17 protein-coding genes and 1 pseudogene are annotated in these 16,623 nt (G+C 50.2%); 11 read left to right on the top strand and 7 right to left on the bottom strand.

All coding sequences use genetic code 11. The features are described from left to right. The first annotated feature begins 20 nt into the window (after nt 1-20). From C5O22_RS03835 to hgcB, 3 genes are read left to right on the top strand one after another with little or no spacing between them, the layout of a single operon-like run. On the top strand, nt 21-533 hold the full coding sequence (locus C5O22_RS03835; protein WP_132779873.1) for a MarR family winged helix-turn-helix transcriptional regulator: 513 nt from the start codon (nt 21-23) through the stop codon (nt 531-533). After that, entirely contained in the window at nt 533-1,570 is a 1,038-nt protein-coding gene (gene hgcA / locus C5O22_RS03830) for a mercury methylation corrinoid protein HgcA (RefSeq protein ID WP_132779872.1), read from the top strand. Before C5O22_RS03835 ends, hgcA begins: the two co-directional genes overlap by 1 nt. A gap of 4 nt (nt 1,571-1,574) precedes the next feature. After that, the gene (hgcB, locus tag C5O22_RS03825) at nt 1,575-1,886 is read left to right on the top strand and encodes a mercury methylation ferredoxin HgcB (protein ID WP_132779871.1); all 312 of its coding nucleotides are present in this window, start codon (nt 1,575-1,577) and stop codon (nt 1,884-1,886) included. Nucleotides 1,887-1,910: 24 nt separating this feature from the next. Here hgcB and C5O22_RS03820 read toward each other — a convergent pair. Both C5O22_RS03820 and C5O22_RS03815 read right to left on the bottom strand, forming a co-directional pair. Then, nucleotides 1,911-2,120 (bottom strand): annotated as a pseudogene (locus C5O22_RS03820) (integrase core domain-containing protein); the annotation flags it as partial. Between the two features lie 6 nt (nt 2,121-2,126). Continuing rightward, a complete protein-coding gene (locus C5O22_RS03815) occupies nt 2,127-2,621 on the bottom strand; it encodes a WD40 repeat domain-containing protein (protein WP_165910391.1) in 495 nt (164 codons plus the stop codon). 86 nt (nt 2,622-2,707) lie between these two features. Between C5O22_RS03815 and C5O22_RS03810 the strand changes: the two genes are divergently transcribed. Next, nucleotides 2,708-2,890 (top strand): hypothetical protein, encoded by a 183-nt coding sequence (locus C5O22_RS03810; RefSeq protein ID WP_132779868.1) that lies wholly within the window; start codon nt 2,708-2,710, stop codon nt 2,888-2,890. A gap of 389 nt (nt 2,891-3,279) precedes the next feature. Here C5O22_RS03810 and C5O22_RS13730 read toward each other — a convergent pair whose 3' ends face one another. Next, complete coding sequence (locus C5O22_RS13730) at nt 3,280-3,411, bottom strand: hypothetical protein (RefSeq protein ID WP_279432188.1); 132 nt, start codon at nt 3,409-3,411, stop codon at nt 3,280-3,282. Between the two features lie 43 nt (nt 3,412-3,454). Then, nucleotides 3,455-3,655 (bottom strand): helix-turn-helix transcriptional regulator, encoded by a 201-nt coding sequence (locus tag C5O22_RS03805; protein ID WP_132779867.1) that lies wholly within the window; start codon nt 3,653-3,655, stop codon nt 3,455-3,457. A 113-nt stretch (nt 3,656-3,768) separates the two neighbouring features. Between C5O22_RS03805 and crcB the strand changes: the two genes are divergently transcribed. From crcB to C5O22_RS03775, 6 genes are all read left to right on the top strand, one after another. Continuing rightward, complete coding sequence (gene crcB / locus C5O22_RS03800; RefSeq protein WP_165910390.1) at nt 3,769-4,152, top strand: fluoride efflux transporter CrcB; 384 nt, start codon at nt 3,769-3,771, stop codon at nt 4,150-4,152. A 99-nt stretch (nt 4,153-4,251) separates the two neighbouring features. Further along, nucleotides 4,252-4,587: a DUF190 domain-containing protein gene (locus C5O22_RS03795; protein WP_132779865.1), complete on the top strand. Its 336-nt coding sequence runs from the start codon at nt 4,252-4,254 to the stop codon at nt 4,585-4,587. A gap of 225 nt (nt 4,588-4,812) precedes the next feature. Beyond that, complete coding sequence (locus C5O22_RS03790; RefSeq protein ID WP_132779864.1) at nt 4,813-5,301, top strand: 4Fe-4S binding protein; 489 nt, start codon at nt 4,813-4,815, stop codon at nt 5,299-5,301. Nucleotides 5,302-5,399: 98 nt separating this feature from the next. After that, nucleotides 5,400-7,226 (top strand): proline--tRNA ligase, encoded by a 1,827-nt coding sequence (locus C5O22_RS03785; RefSeq protein ID WP_132779863.1) that lies wholly within the window; start codon nt 5,400-5,402, stop codon nt 7,224-7,226. 123 nt (nt 7,227-7,349) lie between these two features. Continuing rightward, complete coding sequence (locus tag C5O22_RS03780; protein WP_132779862.1) at nt 7,350-8,102, top strand: response regulator; 753 nt, start codon at nt 7,350-7,352, stop codon at nt 8,100-8,102. Between the two features lie 119 nt (nt 8,103-8,221). Next, the gene (locus tag C5O22_RS03775) at nt 8,222-9,454 is read left to right on the top strand and encodes an endo-1,4-beta-xylanase (protein WP_132779861.1); all 1,233 of its coding nucleotides are present in this window, start codon (nt 8,222-8,224) and stop codon (nt 9,452-9,454) included. Nucleotides 9,455-9,543: 89 nt separating this feature from the next. On the opposite strand, the gene C5O22_RS03770 is transcribed toward C5O22_RS03775, so the two are convergent. Together C5O22_RS03770 and C5O22_RS03765 are read right to left on the bottom strand one after the other, a co-directional pair. After that, nucleotides 9,544-10,062 (bottom strand): flavin reductase family protein, encoded by a 519-nt coding sequence (locus tag C5O22_RS03770; RefSeq protein ID WP_132779860.1) that lies wholly within the window; start codon nt 10,060-10,062, stop codon nt 9,544-9,546. Between the two features lie 129 nt (nt 10,063-10,191). After that, on the bottom strand, nt 10,192-11,331 hold the full coding sequence (locus tag C5O22_RS03765; protein ID WP_132779859.1) for a helix-turn-helix transcriptional regulator: 1,140 nt from the start codon (nt 11,329-11,331) through the stop codon (nt 10,192-10,194). 119 nt (nt 11,332-11,450) lie between these two features. Between C5O22_RS03765 and C5O22_RS03760 the strand changes: the two genes are divergently transcribed. Further along, the gene (locus tag C5O22_RS03760) at nt 11,451-12,167 is read left to right on the top strand and encodes a hypothetical protein (protein WP_132779858.1); all 717 of its coding nucleotides are present in this window, start codon (nt 11,451-11,453) and stop codon (nt 12,165-12,167) included. Nucleotides 12,168-12,326: 159 nt separating this feature from the next. Here C5O22_RS03760 and C5O22_RS03755 read toward each other — a convergent pair whose 3' ends face one another. Continuing rightward, a complete protein-coding gene (locus tag C5O22_RS03755; RefSeq protein ID WP_132779857.1) occupies nt 12,327-16,508 on the bottom strand; it encodes a phosphoribosylformylglycinamidine synthase subunit PurQ in 4,182 nt (1,393 codons plus the stop codon). Between the last annotated feature and the right edge of the window lie 115 nt (nt 16,509-16,623).

Genomic DNA, 16,623 nt, shown 5'->3' with positions numbered 1-16,623 from the left:
TTGTATAATACAAGTATTGTATGAAGCAAGAAGAGGTGCTTGATACAGAAACGATCCGTGCGTTTAGGCGTTCATTGCGTGCATTGGAACGGGAAATAGGTCTCGTTCTAGAAAAGGAGACTGACTGCTGTGGGGTTACTGTAGCTCAATGTCATTTTCTTCTTGAGACAGAAGAAAGGAATAACACAAGCCTCACTGAACTTTCGCAGGCCCTGTCGCTCGATGTCAGTACTTTAAGCCGGACTGCAGATAGCCTGTATGAGGCTGGGTATATCAGACGGGAACCAGACCCGGAGAACCGGCGGAAAGTGTCTATCGGCTTAACGAAAACAGGGAAAGCAAAAGTCGATTCAATTCATAATTTATGTGACGATTCGTATCGCTCTCTGTTTGCATATATCGATAAAGAAAAATGGGCCTTGGTTCTCGAAGCCGTAAGTCTCCTGGCTGAGGCGATGCGCCGTAAAAGGCTGGAAGAAGGCGCTCCCTGTTGTTCGCATGAAAATCCCCCAAAACAACAAGGAGGCCGGTGATGAGCTTTGACTTGAGCAATGCGGTATTGCGGCCCCTATCGAATACAAAACAACAGAGTATACCGGTAGTTTCTACCAAGCTGAGTATGAGGGATATTATAGATGGATGGAAGGTGCGCTGGGGTTTTGGCCGTAATCGGTATTTGGTAAAACCGGGATTGTATGCATGCGGCAATCCCACAGCCAGCTCAATGGTTCTCGTATCCGCAAACTATAAACTCAGTTTTGATGCCCTCCGTAAGGAACTCAGCGGTATAGATGCATGGATTCTCGTGCTCGATACTAAGGGTGTCAATGTATGGTGTGCCGCTGGGAAAGGTACCTTTGGTACACAAGAGGTCATCCGCCAGGTTAAAAATGTTGGTTTGGCTTCCCTTGTTTCGCATCGGACCCTGATTTTGCCCCAGCTTGGAGCGCCCGGGGTGGCCGCCCATGAAGTTGCCAAAGCCACGGGATTCCGGGTTGTATATGGGCCGGTTCGGGCAAAGGATATTCCTGCGTTTCTTAAGGCTGGGATGAAAAAGACCGATGCGATGCGCCGGGTGGAATTCCGTCTCGCCGATAGGCTTGCGGTTGTACCGGTAGAACTCGTGCATGCCTGGCCCTTTGCGGTGGGAGCTCTGCTGGTGTCTGGGCTTTTCTGGTACCTTTCAGGCAATCTTACCCCTGCCGCGTATTTCCGCTATGCGGCGCTGTTCCTGTCTCCCCTCCTTGTAGGCTCCATTTTCTTTCCCTGCCTTCTGCCCCTCCTGCCCTTTAAGGCCTTTGCCCTCAAGGGCTGTGTTCTTGGTTCCTCCTGGAGCTTGTTTGCCATTGGAATATTTCGCCTTAACGGTATGGAAGCTGCTTCTTACTTTTTACTTTCCACAAGCCTAATATCTTTTATATCGATGAACTTTACCGGGTCCTCCACATTTACCAATTTAACAGGGGTAAAATGGGAAGTGAAAGTCGGTCTGCCAATTATGATAACGGCTGCTCTTGCAGGGATAGTTATTATAGCCGTCCGCTTGAGTATGTTTTTAATGAAGGGGTAGGTCAATGGAATTCCGATACATATTAGCCGGGCAAAGTCTTACGCTTGATACTGAAAAATGTATAGGCTGTCTTATGTGCTGTGAGGTCTGTCCCCATAATGTGTTTTCCTTTGCGGAAGGTAAGGCCCGTATCGCTGACCGTGGCCGCTGTATGGAATGCGGCGCCTGTGCCCGTAACTGCCCCGTCAGCGCACTCACCGTAACCAGTGGGGTCGGCTGCACCGCCGCAGTGATTGGCGGTTTATTAAAAGGCGGGGAACCAAACTGCGATTGCGATTGTGGAACTGCAAAGTCAAAAAAGGTTCGATGCTGCTGAATATGTATTCCTAACCTTCTTTATTTACAATTTTAATGTTCCTTTCAGGAACAGGTCTATCGTTTCCCAGGGACGACGTCCCTGGTTCCTATACCCGAGATGGGGCCTTTCATAGGTATACTCATGCAGCCACTGGTCGAGATCCTCTTGAAGGGATTCTACGCTTTCATAGAGCTTCTGTCGAAATACGATTCTAAAAAACTCATCAAGAACAGTCTGGTTGAAGCGCACAATGGAGTACTACTTGATGTATATAGTACCATTATCTACATAGATAACAACACCATTAACAGTTGATCCAATATATTCCTTTCCATTGGTTAGTATTTTAGTATAGTACTCCTCATCAATTTCCGCCTTGTAAGCCAGTGTCTTTCCATCGGGAGAAAAAGTTAACCAACCAACACCATCATAGGGGCCGGCTTTTTCCTTGCCAGCAAAAACACACCATTTGTTATCAATTTGTGCACCATAAGCCAGTGTTTTTCCATCGGGAGAAAAAGTTAACCTACCAACAACATCATAGGGACCAGCTTTTTCCTTGCCTATTGTGACATAATATTCAACAATTGTTGATATAAGTCCCTCTTTTATTGTTTTTGAAACATACACTGGAGTTTTTCCATCAATGACTCCAATTTGCAATATATCTTCCGTTGTTGTACCAACAATTTTTTGTGCATGCAGTGTAAGTGCAAACACAAATACGTGTAAAATCATCGCAGTCTTTTTCATAATTCCTCCTGAGGTATTAGTCAATCTGGTATGTATAAACATACATGGCCCCCTGGGCCTACCCCGATCCGACGGATGGAGGTAGAATGGTAATACAAACAAATCCTCTACAGGAGAACACCGTGTATACCATGAAGTATTATGGCTTTATCAAAACAAGTAAAGACCGGTATGAGGCACAACTTGAATTAGTGGAAGCCGTACTAACACACGGCATCAAACCCACCGCGAAATTGTATGGCACCACAAAGAAAACAGTGAGGAAATAGGTAAGATGATATGGCGCTGAGAAGAAAGAGGGGCTTGTGGAACAAAGCCGTAGACCACACAAAAGCCCTCGAACCAGGAAGCCATGGAGAATGGATACGATTTAAACTCATACCTGTGCGGTCAAGGAGCTTGAGCAGGCAAACGAAAAAGTACAATGCGGTTACAACGAGAATTAGGACTACCGGTGAGTGTAACAACAGTCTTGAAGATCCTTCGGTCTGAGGGGTCCCCTTGAGGCGATCTGCCCTTATGGGCTACCTGTATGGATGCGGCCTGCCAGGGGCAGGTTACCCGCCAGAGGCGGGTTCATCTTGTGGGCGCGGCCCGCCAGACGCGGGTAGCCGGAACAAAAATAGTCGGGTGTTTTATAGTTCTTTAGTCTGTCCGTTTAGTTATTGGTCGCATAGGTGATGTTATCCCCTGTTCTGTATTCACCGCTGTTCAAATCATCATCCCAGATTCCGTACCAGTCCCCAACAGTGGGTTGGGTAACGCTGCCATCGTGGTTGGTGTCTCCCATGACCGTATCATCCTTGTAGGAAGTGAATATGGTGCTGCTTGTGTTAAAGGTCCCCCTCCTTCATAGATGAATAATCATGTTTGCCCTGTTCAATAGCGGTTATGGTATTACGGTGAACACCTATCATACGGGATAATTCTTGAATAGAAAGCCCCCTTGCCAGGCGTTTTTTGTGGACTTCTTTCCCTTGTTCTATGAGGAAAGATTGTTTCCACCTTTGTATTTCTTTTGAATTGCTTATCATGAAAATAACTGTAATGCCTGGGGTATAAAATAACCAGCGACGGATAACCGCAAAAAAGGATGGGTTTTTTCATTATTGTCTTTTTTTGTTGGTCTTCTTATAGTATACCCATCATGAATCTTATCAACCTTTCTCTTATTCTCGTAGGCGGGGGTGTGGGTGCCCTTTTTCGTTTTGTGGTGTCCCGCTTTGTATCAGAACGAATTTTCACGGCCTTTCCCCTGGGAACCCTGGTCGTGAATGTGAGTGGTTCCCTGTTAATGGGCTTCTTTTTTACGGTTATCAATAGGGCCGCCCTTTCTCAAAACTATCGTTTCCTGATAACCATTGGGTTTATAGGAGCCTATACCACTTTTTCTACCTATGCGTTAGAAACGGTGACCCTTTTACAAAAGGGACAATATGGGGCCGCCTTCTGGAATTTCTTTCTGAACAATGTGGTAAGTTTTGCAGCCATTGTCCTTGGCATCCTCCTGGCCCAGGCAAACAGAATATAACGGATAAAGAACCTGTATGTGCCGGAAGGGGATAACTTTTGTAAGCCCATTGGCAGAGAATGGTGATATACTAGGGTAAATAAGGCGAGGGGGTAAGCAGTGCATTTTGAAGAAGATGATGTGCTCCTGAGAATTTATCTGGGCGAATCCGACATGTATCATGGGCGGCCCGTGTATGAACAGATAGTTCTTAAGGCACGGGAACTAAAGCTCTCGGGTGCTACGGTTTTACGGGGGATTATGGGCTTTGGTGCCCACAGCCATATGCATTCCGCGGGGATCCTTACCCTTTCGGGGGACCTCCCTATTGTAATTGAAATAGTCGACAAGGAAGAAAAGATAGACATGCTCCTCCCCTTCCTGGATGAAATTATGGGAGAAGGGCTGGTTACGAAAGAATCCATCCATGTGTATCGATACCGGAAGGAGAAATAGTTCTTCCTGAAAAAAAGGCCTTTGGGAATTGGGGATCTCTTCTAACGAAGAAAAGCCTCTGCGAAAATCTCTGCTCGCTGACGCGTTTTCCCGGGGCGCCACCATGCAGCATAAAATCTTGTATTTAGGATAAAGAAAAACAGGACCCCTTCTTTCTTGTTCGAAAAGATAGTTCGGGGTGTATGATGTATTTATTATATTATCAAAATAATATATATTTAAATCATGAATAGAACAGATAGCGTAATCCAACATAAAAAATGGCCCTCTGTCCTATCGGTTGTTTTTGTCGCAATAGTAAGTGTGGGCGGTTATTTTTTCCCTTTCTTGGGGTTTTTGGTGATCATGTTGATAATTCTGGCGGTGGGGCTTAGTTTTCGGTATACCCGTTATTTTTGCGGGAAGGTATGCCCTAATGGCACCTATCTTACGGCGGTTCTGGGGAAGGTTTCCAGAAAGCATCGGCTGCCACCGTGGTTGTATGCGCCAGAGCTTCGGAGAGCCCTTTGTGGGTTTATGTTTTTTTGTATGATAAACCTCATAGCCCGTTTTGGTCAGACATGGGCCCAGATTGGGCGGATTTTTTGGGCTATTTACATTCTCTCGGTAGGTATTAGTTCTCTACTGGGTTTTTTCTTTAAACCTCGCGCCTGGTGTGCCCTTTGCCCCATGGGGACCCTTCAAGAAACCCTGGGATCGATAAAGAAACAATAGGTTCTCTGAGAAAGAAGAGGCTCAATGCAGGGTCTCCAATTGGCACTTGGGAAGAAATCTCTTGCCTAAAGACTCCTTTGCCGGGTAATCTATGGGGTATGAAGTTTTCCCAAACCTTTATTCCGACCCTGCGGGAGGTTCCCGCCGATGCGGTTATTGCCAGCCATGTGTTGATGCTGCGGGCCGCCATGATGCGAAAGTTATCGAATGGTCTTTTTGCGTATTTGCCCCTGGGGCTCCGTTCGTTTCGAAAGGTAGAGCAAATTATTCGGGAAGAAATGGACGCTATTGGGGCCCTGGAGATAAAACCCCCCGTGGTGGTGCCGGGGGAAATATGGAAGGAATCGGGCCGCTGGGATACCATGGGCGAGGCCATGCTCCGGGTAAAAAACCGGCTCGGTGCTGATTTCGTGGTTTCCCCCACCGCAGAAGAGGCCTTTACTGCCCTGGTCCGGGACGAACTGAGCAGTTATCGCCAGCTCCCTCTGACGCTCTATCAGATTAACACTAAATATCGGGATGAAATCCGTCCCCGGTACGGCGTAATGCGGGGCCGGGAATTTACCATGAAGGATGCCTATTCGTTCCACACGAATGAACAAAGCCTGGATGAGGTATACCAGGCCATGGGGCGGGCCTATCGGCGTATATTTAAGCGTTGTGGGCTTACGGTTATCCCCGTAAAGGCTGACACCGGCGCCATGGGGGGAACCGGTTCTGAAGAATTCATGGTGGAAAGCGAGATAGGCGACAATACCCTTATCTTATGCAAAGGATGCGATTACGCGGCAAACGTAGAAAAAGCCACCTGTCAACGGGATTTTACCCTGCGAACGGTGGACGAAGCGAGGTCCCGGGCGGCTACCACGCCCCCCATTGAAAAGATAGAAACCCCTTCGGTACGCACCATCGAAGAACTCTGTTCATTCCTTAAAACCGATGCCACTAAATTTATCAAGACCCTCATATATCGGGCCCTGAATGTGGAACTCGATTTATCAAATGCCCCGGGCTGTGCCCACCTTCAGCCTCATCAGGCTGCGCCCGATGCGCCTAAGACCTATCCCGAGGCGTTCTTTGCGGTGGCTATTCGGGGCGACCTGGATGTAAACGAAACAAAACTGGCGGCAGTGCTCAAGGCCTCGGAAGTGCAACTGGCCAGCGATGGTGATGTGGAGCGCCTTACCGACGCGCCGGTAGGTTTTGCGGGTCCCGTGGGGCTTACCAAAGTACCTGTCGTGATTGATGAGAGTGTTACTGATATGCCCGATGCTATTACCGGAGCCCTCGCGAAGGACCTCCATTATGCCCATGTGGCCTATGGTCGGGATTTTACGGCCTGGCTGGTAGCGGATGTGCGGACAGTAAAGGCCGGCGATTGTTGTGTCCAGTGTGGCGGAACGCTTTACGAAAAGAAAGGGAACGAATTAGGCCATATCTTTAAGCTGGGGTACAAATATACGGTCAGCATGCACGTAACCTACCTGGATGAGGCCGGTAAAAGCCAGATTCCCCTGATGGGCTGTTACGGAATAGGGGTTGATCGAACCCTTGCCTCTATAATCGAAGAACACCACGATGATGATGGTATTATCTGGCCCATGTCGGTGGCGCCCTACCATGTGATTATCGTGCCCATCAAGTATGATGGCCAGGTCCAGACTATTACCGATGAGCTTGCCGCGAATCTTGAAAAAGTAGGGATAGAAGTCCTGGTGGATGATCGGGATGAACGGCCCGGGGTTAAGTTTAAGGATGCGGACCTTATCGGGATTCCTCTGCGGGTGGTGGTGGGCGAAAAGAACCTTCCCAGGGTAGAAGTAAAAATCCGGGGAGAAAAGGAGAATCGCCTCCTAGCCTTTGAGGAAGCCCAGAGCTTCCTGATTGACTATGTACGTTCAGAATTGGCCCGTCTAGCGAACTAAAAGCGAAGAAAAGAGGGGACGGCCCCCTGTGGGGGCGTTACCTTGGGGAAAAATCGCCATTTCCCTGAGGAAAGCCATGGGGCCTCTTTTGAAAGGAGCCGGCGATAGAAAAGAAGGAACCAAATGGTGGAGCCAACGATAGAAAAAAACGATACTGTTCCCACTATCCTTATCGCCGAAGACAGCAAGGTTCAGGCTCAGGCGTTGCGGTCCCTCCTGGAACATCGGGGTTTTCGGGTTTTTGCCGCTGAAAATGGGGCCCGGGCGCTTAAGATTCTGTTCCTTGAACCGGTACATCTGGTAATCAGTGATGTGGTGATGCCTGAAATGGATGGGTATGCCCTCTGCCGGGCTATAAAGAACGATGAAAAACTGCATCACATCCCCGTTATTCTGGTCACTGCCCTTTCTGAGCCAGAAGACATCATTCGGGGTATCGAGAGTGGAGCCGATAGCTTTATCCCCAAGCCATACAAAGAAGAATTCTTATTTGAACGGATTGAAGCCCATCTTCATAGGAAGGTTTTTGACCCGGCGGATCAACAAAATCAGGCATTTACGGTATCTATCGGTGGTACCCAATACCGATTGAATGCGAACAGGGCCCAGCTCTTTAACCTGCTTATTGCAAGTTATGAAGCCTCTTTGTACCGGGCACGGGAGCTAGAACGGATGTATCGGGAACTCCTAGAGGCCCAGCAGCGCATCGCAAGCCTGGAGGGAATCCTTCCCATGTGCAGCAACTGTAAGCGCATCCGGGATGAAAAAGGCCAGTGGTATCCTGTAGAAGAATTTATCGAAGCGAAGGAAGGGCAAAACGTGTCCCATGGACTTTGCCCTGATTGTGCAAAAAAGCTCTTAAGTTCGGAGTCGTAATTCAATAAAAGAAAGCTTTTGATATTTAAATGTTAAAGGGTGGTCTTCTAAAAATAAATAAAGATTGACAGATTAGGCGCTCTGGGGTAACATACTAGTATATTACAAAAGGAGGGTCTATGTATAAACAGAGTTTTGTATGGGTGCTCGGAGGATTGTTAATGATGAGTTGTATGACCACAGAAAAAGAAATTTCTGTCGGAGCGTCCCTTCAAAAAGGCCCGCCAAAACCTCTCCCTGGGGTCTGGCGTGGACTGGACGCCTATGAACTACGGGATGACCTGGCCTTAAAAGATGTGTTTGCTCCCTATTTCCTTATGGGAGCTGCCATCAATGGAATCTCTAATGAGACGGCGTCTATAACCCACGAAGGCATGGCCGCCCTGTTAAAAAAGCATTTCAATAGTACCACCCTGTCCAATTTGATGAAGCCTGTGTACTTGCTCGATGAAGGGGCCACTAAGAAGAATCCCGACGGACTGCCGGTATGTAAATTCGATACGGTGGAACCGGCTTTGCAGTTCTGTAAAGAGAATGCGATTAAAATGCGGGGGCATACGCTGGTCTGGCATGTCCAGACCCCCAGGTGGTTTTTTCATGTAAATTACGATGAGGCAAAACCCCTGGCCGATGCCAGCACCATGGAACGACGCCTGGAAAGCTATATTCAGCAGGTGCTAACCTACACCCAAAAAAAATATCCCGGTGTTATATATTGTTGGGATGTGGTAAACGAGGCTGTAGCGGATGGGGGAGGCCTTAGGGTTGATAGCCCCTGGTACCAGACGATGGGGGCAGGATATATTGAAAAGGCCTTTTTTTACGCCCGAAAATATGCCGATAAGAATGTAGCCCTTTTTTATAACGATTATAATGTTTTTGAACCACCGAAACGCTCTACTATATTGGAAGTAGTGGAATCATTAAAGCAAAAAGGATTAATCGATGGTATTGGTCTTCAGCCTACCGTAGGACTTGAGTATCCTGAATTAGATTCCACAAGCGCTCCGAACAGTTTTAGAAATACGCTGCAGATATTTGCCCGAACGGGTTTACAACTGCAGGTCACGGAACTTAACTTTAAGATTGATGGGCCCATAACGCCCCAACGGTTGCGACAACAGGCCCAGCGCTACCATGAAATGATGTATCTCCTTCTTAAGATGGATACGGATAACGGGGGACCGTGCAATATTACCAGTGTCACCGTTTTTGGCCTCTGTGATGACTATCCTCTGTATAAAGACTTTAAGCAGAACCTCTATTTGTGGGATAAAGACTGCCGTCCCAAAGAAGCCTTTTACGCCTACCTTCAGGCGGGACTCGATTGGAAAGAGAGTCAGCGCAAGTGACAAACAGCCTTTATTTCAAGATTCGACGAGGTGAATAGCCTTATCATGAAGAGAGGAGCCTGGGTACATAAAAACCCGGGCCCAGATTTTTATACCTCTTCTCCCGGTCGGTAGTACAGTCCATCTCCTGCATAGTGAAGCCGGAGTTTCCATGCGTCCTTTACCGCCCGGGCGCAGAGTACTTCCCCTGCCACCACCGCTATCGAACCTATCTGCTGAATTTGCAAAAGCCGGCACTCCAGATAGGCCGCCGCATCGGCGGGAAGGCGAATCTGTACCTTTTCTCCCCTTACCGTAGGAATATCAAAACGGTCATACTTATCCACCGTTTTGCCTGAAACGGAACCGGTCTGTTCCACAAGCTGTTTCTGGTTATACGTAGGAAGGGCCAGGGCAAATTCTTTTTGGTATTCAATGTTAAGAGTAGTTGCGTGGCCAGGGTCGAGCACGAGGAGCACCCGTGAGACGGGCTCATAATCGAGGGGACAGGACCAGGCAATGGGAGCAAGGTTATCGATACCCAGGGCATTCCTGGTACATACAAAGACAATGCCCCCCGGATTAAGGAGGGTATAGGCCTTCTCAGGTGGTATGCTGTGATAATCCATAGGGAAAGTATACAACCATGCAAAAGGGATGTGAATATGTTAAACGGAGAGTCCCCCAGAGGGTGTTGAGGTTACTTCCTCAGGGGAGAGAAGAAGGGGGGTGCGGGTGGGACCCCAAAATATGAGTTTTTACCTCATCATCATTGTTTGTTGATTCTTTCCCCGAGTCGTGGGGTTTTTCCCCTTTTCAAAATCTGACGGCGTTATTCCCAGTTCTTCTTTAAACACTCTATTAAAGGTGCTTTTAGAGGGGAACCCCGCTTCATAGGCGAGCTGGAGGATACTTTTATGCTCTAATGCCCCCTTTTTTACTTCCTCCTGAAAATACGAAAGCCGTTGCTGGTTTAATAATCTTCTAAAGGGAAGACGAAAGGTGTAGTTAATGGCCAGGGAAAGTCTGTTAGGATGCACCGCTAGCTGTTTTGCTAAAAGACGTTCAGAAATAGTGGGATTTTTGAAGATCCCCTGCTGCAGTTTATCCAGGGCCTGCTGGGCTAAATTCTTACACTCTTCTTCGAGGCAAGGAGAAACTCCTTTATACGAAAGGGGAATACCCCCTTCTTCGAGAAAAGCCGGCGAAAGAAGCACCAGAAAGGTAATTCCATATAATAAAAGGGCCATCGTTATGGCGAGAAACAGAAAGGGGAGGATATTCCCTGTGGTAAAATTCGCTGTTGCCTGGGGATGTAACGCTACGTAGGAGAAAAAAAGCAGGGTTATTCCAGAAGTAATGGTGAGCAGCCTTAGCCACAAACGATGAATCGAAGAAAGCCGCCTGCTTCTTTTCCCAAAGGAGAGAATGAGAGCGGCGCTCACATATGAGATGTTGAGCAACACCTTACTGCAGTTAAAAATCATCGCCCAGAGGGGAGGAGTCTTGTAAAATATTTGCTGGATAAATGCCTGGTATGTGTGGTTTGGGGTGAAGAAAATAAAGATTGAAAGACCAACCACACTTATACCGTAGGGAATAAAATGCACCCATAAACCAGGAAGGGTGGTTGTTTCATGTTCTCCGATAGAATAGACCGCCCACAGGAGAAGGGGCCCGAATAAGAAGGGCAGTGTTGTAAGGACCGGCCACAACCATCGATGCTCTGCCATAATCGATGCATTCCAGGTAGGGATGGTACCCAAACGAAGGGAAAAGAATAACACAAGAAGAGCCAGGGCAAAATTCTTAGGGTGTCGATATTTAGTCAAAATAAGCAGAAGAATGAGTACCCCTTGAAATGCCCCCGCAAAAGCTAAGGCAGTAATGAGTATCATACTGACAATTTTAATATGTTCTTTTTTTGTTTTTTAGTCCCATTTTTCATTTTAGGACGACAAAGCATGCCATACGACGTACATTTGTATTCAAAAATTTACAATACAGGAGGTTAATCATGCGATTCGGATGGTTAGTGGTAGGAATAGGCCTTATGGGTATTTTTATGGGAGCCTGTTCGGGAACCCCTGCCTCTTTCTCTATTAGGGTGGGGAATCCCCCCTCCCGGGAAGCAACACCACAAAACACGCAAAATCAAAAGGCCGCTCAGCCGGCAGAAAAACCTGCTTCGCCTGCGGTTGCCCCTGCACAAGCCCAAAAAGATGGTATCATTGTGTTTAATCAAGGCGGACCTCTCCCTGCGGGAGTTACGCCTCCCGAGGAAAATTACCTCCAACCAGAAGAAGTATTAGTCACTTATTATGCTCCGGACCGTTTTGAAGGTACCTATATTTTGGGGAAAATTCTTACCCCTCCCTCAGACAAAACTAAGGGAGAAGCGGAAATCCAGGAATTTTATAGCAATGGGAAATATTGGGTGCCGGGAACGTGGATAATCACCAAAAGTAGACCCGCCGTAGCGGAGGAGTTAAAACCCGACATGCTCGTCCTCTGTGGTAAAAAGGACGGGTATGGTCGCAGGAACTACGATAGCTGGTTTTTAGGGGTAGTTAAAAGCACCGACACCTTGTATAAGGGAGAAGTCACGCTAGAGCGATATCCCCATGACGCATTACCAGTTACTTTCCAGTATAAGGTGGAAAATATACGAATCATTCTGGAACCCCAGCTTAAGTTTAAAAAAGTAGGCTCTAACTACATGAAGGTGCGGTAAAACGACCGGCAAAAAACGATGGGGACAGAAAGTAAGACCCCATCGTTTTAGAAGGGTATTTCTTTAGTTGCCAGGTGAATGCTCCTGCCGGGCCTTCCCGCCGCGGTTCCCAGGGTTTCTGCCAGAGGGGCGGAAAGCCCCCCTTCTGGGGGTCGCCCCTTATCCTGCAAAATAGCGTATCCCCGCTTCAAAAATCCGCTGCTCCTTGTTGCCTGGAATATTCACATGGACAAAGGGGCCGCAGCGCTCCGAATGGCCCATTTTCCCCAGGATTTTGCCGTCAGGGCTGGTAAGTCCTTCGATAGCAAAGGCTGAACCGTTGGGATTCCAGGGCTCTGCCATGGTAGGGCGGCCCTCCTGGTCTACGTAACAGAATGGGACCTGCCCTGCCTGGAACAATGCCGCTCCCATCGATGCTTCCACGGCGAGGCGCCCTTCTCCATGGCTGACGGGAATAGTGTGGATGGTCCCGACGGGTTCTAATGCGAGCCAGGGGGAACGGTTAGACATCACCTTTGTGTAGACCATCCGGGACACATGGCGCCCAATCCGGTTAAAGGTAAGGGTGGGCATGCCTGCCGTGGCGTCCCGGTATTCACCATAGGGCAAAAGACCCACCTTAATCAGGGCCTGAAACCCATTACAAATGCCGATGATAAGCCCATCCTGCTTTTCTAGCAGATAAAGCACCGCCTCTCGTACCAGGGGGGAGCGTAGAGCATTGGCAATGAATTTGCCCGACCCTTCCGGTTCATCACCTGCGCTGAAGCCCCCTGAAAATGCAAGAATCTGGGCTTCTCGGATGGCGGCCGCTAGCTCCCGGCTTGATTCCACCACATCCTGTCGGTCCCGATTGCGGAAGAGGACCTGCTTGGTTCGGGCCCCGGCCCGACGAAAGGCCCGTTCCATGTCCCATTCACAATTTGTCCCCGGAAAAACCGGCAGGACCACCAGCGGTGCAAGCCCCCGCAGGGGATGGGCAGAAAATAGAGGCCCCTGTTGGTTCGACTTTTCCCTCTGCCATAGGGGAAGCTGAAGGGCCTCCGTTTCGCCTGCAGGTTCTACAGCGCTTGCGCCCCCTGAGGTCTGGGGATACACCTGCAACAGAGGATATTCATAGGCCCGTCTGAGACTTTCCAGGGACTCTTCAGCCACGAACCGTTCTGGGTTTTCTTCCTCAGAAAGGGATGCTTCATTGCCGGTATCGAGAATCAGGCGGAACAGGGCTTTAGGGAGGGTGCGTCCCACAACCTTTACGGAGGGGTGTTCCTCCAGAAGAGACTGAACCGCCGAAGCAGGACGTTCAAAGGCGCTCTGATCTATTTCAAGAAGCACCGAACCCTGATACCATCTTGCATCAGGAAGCAAAGCCGCTGCTGCCTGAACCTCCACTCCCGTCATGTTCCCAAAAGCCATAAGGGCAAGGCTTACGAGGACCCCACCGGCCTGGACGGGATAGGCGGCCCTAATCGCCCCCTGAGCGGTAAGGGCCTGAACGAGATCCATGTTCTTGCGAAAACACTCCCATTCATTTTCTGCTGTTTGATACAGCAACACCAGGAGATTCCCTTCTTCCCCCGAAAGAGCGCCGGATCGAACGAGGGATGCCTCGGTGGTCCCCGCCGCAAAGGCCACAAGGGTGGGGGGAACCTCAAGCTCAATGTGATTCCTGGGGTCCCGGTAGGTACCGGACATGCTGTCTTTACCGCCAATGGCGGGAACCCGTAATTCGAGCTGAGCCTCGAGGGCCCCCAACAGGGCTGCCAGGGGCTTCCCCCACTTTTCAGGGGTTTCACAGCGGGGAAAATATTCCTGCAGGGAAAGGCGGGCCTGCCAGGGATTTCCCCCGAGACAGGTAAATTTTGCCAGGGCTTCCCGGATTGCCCCCTTTGCTCCTTCGTAGGGACTTTGTTCCGCCAGATAGGGATCGTATCCAAAGGTGAAAAGACTCGCGGTCCGGCTTTCTTTTTCTAATGAAGGAAGCAGGGCCGCCATACCGCATTCCGGTGTTCCCTGTTCTTTCCCACCCCAGGGGAAAAGAACTGAAGCGGCTCCGATAGATCCATCAAAGCGTTCCTGAAGCCCCCGGCGGCTTCCACTCCGCAGGGACCGCAGTTCCCGTTCAAGGGCGTCGAGTAGGGCCCGGGCGGTGTATGTCCCTGGCTGAGCCCTGAGGAGCCCCTCAGGACGGTCCCAGAAAAGGGGGCTCCCCTGCAAATGTCTGGTTTTCCCTGTCAAAGAGGGAGATATCTGTTCTCCAGATGGGGATTGCTGGAGGCCTGTTGCGGTGGGGGTATGGGGTACCCCCTGCTGCGGAGAATCTGCCGGCGCCGGGCCTTTCCCGGGGCGGGTGGAGGAAGACGCCGGTTGTGGGGAAGATTCTTGTCCTTCCGATCCGGAGCCCGGTGGGACGCGATGCTCCTCTTTCTCTGAGAGAGGAGGGGCGCCCCGTACCCTGGTCGACCGGGGCGCCCCGTTCGTATCAAGGAAGGACCGTTCTATGTCTACAATGGTTTTCCCCTGCCAGTACATCCGAAGGCACGGCTCTGCTGTTACGGTAGCCACCGGTACGGCCAAAAGGTTTTCTGCCGCTGCGGCCTGAATAAAAGGCTCCGTCTGCTCCGGGGCCACTACCACGGCCATCCGTTCCTGAGACTCAGAAATGGCAAGCTCAATCCCGTTCAGGCCTTCGTATTTTTTGGGAACCCGGTCAAGGTCGATGGAAAGGCCCGGGGCCAATTCTCCGATGGCCACCGAGACCCCGCCGGCGCCGAAGTCATTACAGCGCTTTATCATCCGGGTTACTGCCGGATTTCGGAAAAGGCGCTGCAGTTTACGTTCTTCCACGGGGTTTCCCTTCTGGACTTCGGCGCCGGCGGTCTCCACAGAACTATCCGTGTGGGCCCGGGAAGAGCCGGTGGCTCCCCCAATGCCGTCGCGACCGGTCTTCCCTCCCACCAGGAGCACCACATCCCCTGGTTGGGGGTCCTCTCGCCGGACCCATGCCCGGGGAGCCGCCCCAATCACGGCGCCGAGTTCCATTCGTTTCGCAAGAAAGCCGGGATGATAGAATTCCGCTACCTGACCGGTGGCAAGCCCTATCTGGTTCCCATAAGAAGAGTACCCCGCCGCCGCTTCCCGGGCTATCTTCAGTTGGGGGAGCTTCCCTGGAAGGGTTTTCTGCAGGGGTGTCCGGGGATCCCCGCCGCCGCTTATTCGCATCGCCTGATGCACATAAGCCCGCCCTGAAAGGGGATCCCGGATGGCTCCTCCAAGACAGGTGGCGGCCCCCCCGAAGGGTTCTATTTCGGTAGGATGATTGTGGGTTTCGTTCTTAAACATGAGGAGCCAGGGTTCTGCGGTCCCATCGGTAAAGCGGGCGGTTACATGAATAGAGCAGGCGTTGATTTCAGGGGACTCTTCCTGATCCTGGAGCAACCCCTGTTTCTTTAAGTACCGAGCCCCGATGGTGGCTATATCCATTAACGTTGGAGGTCGCCGGGTATCAGCAGCTTCTCCGTACAGTTCTTTTCTAAGTTCCGTATAGCGGTGCCACATGTGCTGGAGTTTTTCGTTTTCCGCTCCTTCACTAAAGGTGACCTCTTCTAAAATGGTAGTGAAGGTGGTGTGTCGACAATGGTCTGACCAATAGGTGTCTAACACCCGTAGTTCCGCCAGGGTAGGATCCCGTTTGATAGAAGAAAAGTACCGTTGACAAAACTGAAGGTCCGCCAGAGACATGGCTAATTCATAACGGGAAAGGACGGCTTTTAGTTCATCATCCTTCATGGTGATAAACCCCACTATTTCAGGCACATCGGATGGTTCGGTTGTCGTTTCATCCAGGGTTGGCGGTAGCTCTAAGGGAGCCTCTCGGGAATCTACCGGATTGATAAGGTATCGCTTTATGGCCCTGAGGGCCTCTGTCGAGAGGGGGCCCTGGGGGCCCCGAAAAACAAAAATTCGGGCGCAGCGAACCCGGGGGCGGACCCCTACGGCAAGTTCTACACATTGTTCTGCCGAATCGGCCCGCTGGTCGTACTGACCCGGGAGGTATTCAATGCCGAACACGCTGGCCCCTTCTGCATGGGGTACCCTTTCTTGAATGAAAAAGGAGTCACACTGGGGTTCCGCAAAGACCAATGAGCAGGCCCTGTGGAAGTCCTCATCCGTAAGGTGTGCCACATCGTACCGATGGAGAATCCGTACTTCCTGGAGCTGGGTTAGTTCAGGGTATTGGACTCCAAGAAAGTGGGCCACATCCTGGCGCAGATGACGGGCTTCTATGTCAAAACCTGATCTTTTTTCGACATATACTCGTTTGATAGGTGTGTCTGCCATGGGTATCCCTCAGGGTTCAAGATCTGTGATGGTTTCACCGATGGTATGGGGCCCGCCTCTGCCGATATACCGGCGTGGCGGATAGCCTGAGTGTACCGGTTTTAGCCGGTAAGGA

Origin of the sequence: Treponema sp. J25, assembly GCF_004343725.1 — a bacterium.
Taxonomy (GTDB): domain Bacteria; phylum Spirochaetota; class Spirochaetia; order Treponematales; family Breznakiellaceae; genus J25.
The sequence above is the reverse complement of the archived record's forward strand: the minus strand, read 5'-3'. Positions and strand labels throughout refer to the sequence as shown.